The sequence below is a fragment of the Pseudorhodoplanes sp. genome (assembly GCF_035565855.1).
In the GTDB taxonomy this organism is placed as follows: Bacteria; Pseudomonadota; Alphaproteobacteria; order Rhizobiales; family Xanthobacteraceae; genus Pseudorhodoplanes.
Window position 1 is genome coordinate 1 of sequence record NZ_DATMRX010000217.1, and the last position, 2,786, is coordinate 2,786.

Annotated in this window: 3 protein-coding genes; 1 reads left to right on the plus strand and 2 read right to left on the minus strand. The window is 61.9% G+C overall.

What is annotated here, in order from left to right; translation table 11 throughout:
- Both VN004_RS12085 and VN004_RS12090 read right to left on the minus strand, forming a co-directional pair.
- Positions 1–977, minus strand: a 977-nt coding sequence (locus VN004_RS12085; protein ID WP_325610301.1) for an AMP-binding protein, incomplete at its 3' end; no start/stop codon positions are given.
- A gap of 11 nt (positions 978–988) precedes the next feature.
- Positions 989–2,353 carry a malonyl-CoA decarboxylase gene (locus tag VN004_RS12090; protein WP_325610303.1) on the minus strand — a complete coding sequence of 455 codons (1,365 nt, stop codon included), beginning with the start codon at positions 2,351–2,353 and terminating at the stop codon, positions 989–991.
- A gap of 150 nt (positions 2,354–2,503) precedes the next feature.
- Here VN004_RS12090 and VN004_RS12095 point away from each other — a divergent pair.
- A partial coding sequence (locus tag VN004_RS12095) for an ATP-binding cassette domain-containing protein (protein ID WP_325610305.1) occupies positions 2,504–2,786 on the plus strand: 283 nt, incomplete at its 3' end.

The window sequence follows — 2,786 nt, forward strand, 5'->3', positions numbered from 1 at the left end:
GGCAGCGGGAAGCCCACGGTGCCGGCGATGCGATCCCCGTCATAGGGATTCGACGTATTCATGTTCGTCTCGGTCATGCCGTAGCGTTCGAGGATGGCGTGACCTGTCTTCTCTTGAAATTCGTCATGCGTTTCGGCAAGCAGCGGCGCAGAGCCCGAGGTGAACAGCCGCATATGCGCACACGCCGCTTTCGTCAGGCCCGGATGCCTGAGCAGTCGCGTGTAGAAGGTCGGCACACCCATCATCGAGGTCGCCTTCGGCAGGTAGCGCATCACCTCATCGGCATCGAATTTCGGCAGAAAGATCATCGCGCCGCCGGCGAACGTGATGGTGTTGCCGGCCACGAACAGGCCATGCGTGTGATAGATCGGCAGCGCGTGCAGCAGCACGTCCTTGTCGGTGAAGCGCCAATAGTCCACCAGCGTCTGCGCATTGGACGACAGATTGTTGTGCGTCAGCATCGCTCCCTTGGAGCGGCCGGTGGTGCCGGAGGTATAGAGAATCGCCGCCAGATCCTCGTCCGCGCGAGGGACATCGGCGAAGTCCTTCGGTGCGCCTGCGGTCGCATCGATCAGGCTGCCCTTCCCTGCGGCATCCAGCGTTTCGACCGACGCGACGCCACGTTGCTTCGCCACCTCGGTCAGCCCGTCACGCTTGCTCGGATCGCACACCACGAGCTTCGGTTCGGCATCGCCGATGAAGTAATCCAGCTCTGAAAGCGTGTAGGCGGTGTTGAGGGGCAGATAGACGGCGCCGGCGCGCAGCGCAGCGAGGTAAAGAAGGAAATTCTCGACCGACTTTTCAACCTGGACCGCGACGCGGTCGCCCGGCTCGACTCCGGCCAGAACCAGCGCATTGGCGAGTTGCCCGGTGCGATCAAGCATGTCGCCGTAGGTCAGGGTGGTGCCGTCGGGCTTTATGATGAATGGCCGCGCCGGAGAGGCGATACGAGAACGGATCGTTTCGAACAGATTCATGACGTCAGACTTCAGGCGTTGTTGGACAGCGGGATGAGATCGCCGGTCGGGCCGGGTCGGGCAAGCTTCTTAACCGGATTGGCGGCAACCACGATGCGGCTTTCGGCATAGGCCTCGTGATTCTTTTCGATATCGTCGAGGTCGTAGAGGTAATTGACCATGATGCCGTAAGACTGTTGCAGCCCGTTTTCAGACAAGTCGGCGAGATAATTGATGCGCTCGAGGCGAGCGCCGTTGCCGAGATGGAAACGGGCCACGGGGTCAGCGGGCAGGCCCCGGGCGTTACGGGCGTGGAGGAAATACCACGCGGCGGCGCGCTTCAGCGGCTCCTCGAGCGCGTCGCGCGTCGCCTCGTTCTGCCACCAGCCCTCGGTATCGAGTGCCGAGAGGGTCTCGCGATCCTCCTCGGTCAGCGCCCGCAACAGGCCGGATTGCCGCTCGCGCTTCAACCAGGAGGCGAAGCCCGGGACCGGAGAGAGGGTAACGAAGGTCTTCAGCCGCGAATTGTCGCGCGATATCTCCTCGACCACCTGCTTGATGAGGAAATTGCCGAACGAGACGCCGCTCAGGCCGCGCTGACAGTTGGAGATCGAATAGAACACCGCCGTGTCGACTCCGTTGGCATCGAGCGTTTCGCGATCGGCCGCGAGAATTGGCTCGATCGCTCCGGGAATACCGGAGGTCAGCGCCACCTCGACGAAGATCAGCGGCTCGTCGTTCAGCGCGGGATGAAAAAACGCGAAACAGCATCGGTCATCCGGATCGATCCGGCGGCGCAAATCATCCCAGCTCCGGATTTTGTGCACCGCCTCATGCCGGATGATCTTTTCCAGGATATTGGCCGGGGTCGACCAGTCGATGTCCCGCAACACGAGGAAGCCGCGATTGAACCACGACGAGAACAGATGCACGAAGTCGGCATCGACCACGGCAAGGTCGCTCCGGTGAGCCATGGCATCGAGCAAGTGTTCGCGCATGCGGACCAGAGCCGCAGTGCCGCCCGGCGCAAGGTTGAGCCTGCGAAACAATTCCTGACGCCGCGGCTCCGCCGCCTGATGAACTTCCGCGGCCGTGGCATCGCTGGGATCGGCCTGCCAGGCCGCGATGGCCCTTTCCATGCGCGCACGATCCGGGCCGAATTGCCGTGCCAGAGCCTCAAAAAAGGCAGTGCGCGGACCGATCGTCAGGGCCGCGTAGCGATTGAGGATTTCCCGCGCCAGCGCAACACCGGATGCCTCACCGCGGCCCGACAGGAGATCCTCGCAGAGAACTACAAAGTCGGCCGACCGGGTGACGGCGTTTGTGCGCCGCGTCAGAAGCTTCCTTCCGCGATCTGAAATGGACTGGAGCAAGTCGCCGAAAAAAGCGCCATTCATGGAAGTGGTCTCGAACTTTCGATCAAGCCTGCGGCGAATTTCCGCAGGTCTCTGTTCCTAGCAGATTTGGTCCCGATTCCGGTGCTTTTCGAGGTGGTCGTTTCGGACCTGATCAGCTATAGGCTGTGTTGGGATAATAAAGAATAATCGGTGGTCACCATCGAACAGCGGGTGGAAACGCGAGGGCAGGCCGGCGTTGGGGCGGCCATCCCCTTGCTTGAGGTCGATGACCTCCACGTCCAGTTCCTGACGTCGCGCGGCATCGTCCGTGCGGTAGAAGGGTTGTCCTATCATATCGATCCCGGCGAGGTGGTCGCGATCGTGGGTGAATCCGGGTCCGGCAAGTCGGTCTCCGCCCTGTCGATCATGCGGCTGCTGCCGAAATTGACCGGACGCATTCCGAAGGGACGCGTTCTGTTCAACGGCCGCAATC

Excerpts from the sequence above, each read along its gene's own strand:
- VN004_RS12090 (WP_325610303.1), bottom strand. The coding sequence starts at position 2,353 with ATGAATGGCGCTTTTTTCGGCGACTTGCTCCAGTCCATTTCAGATCGC.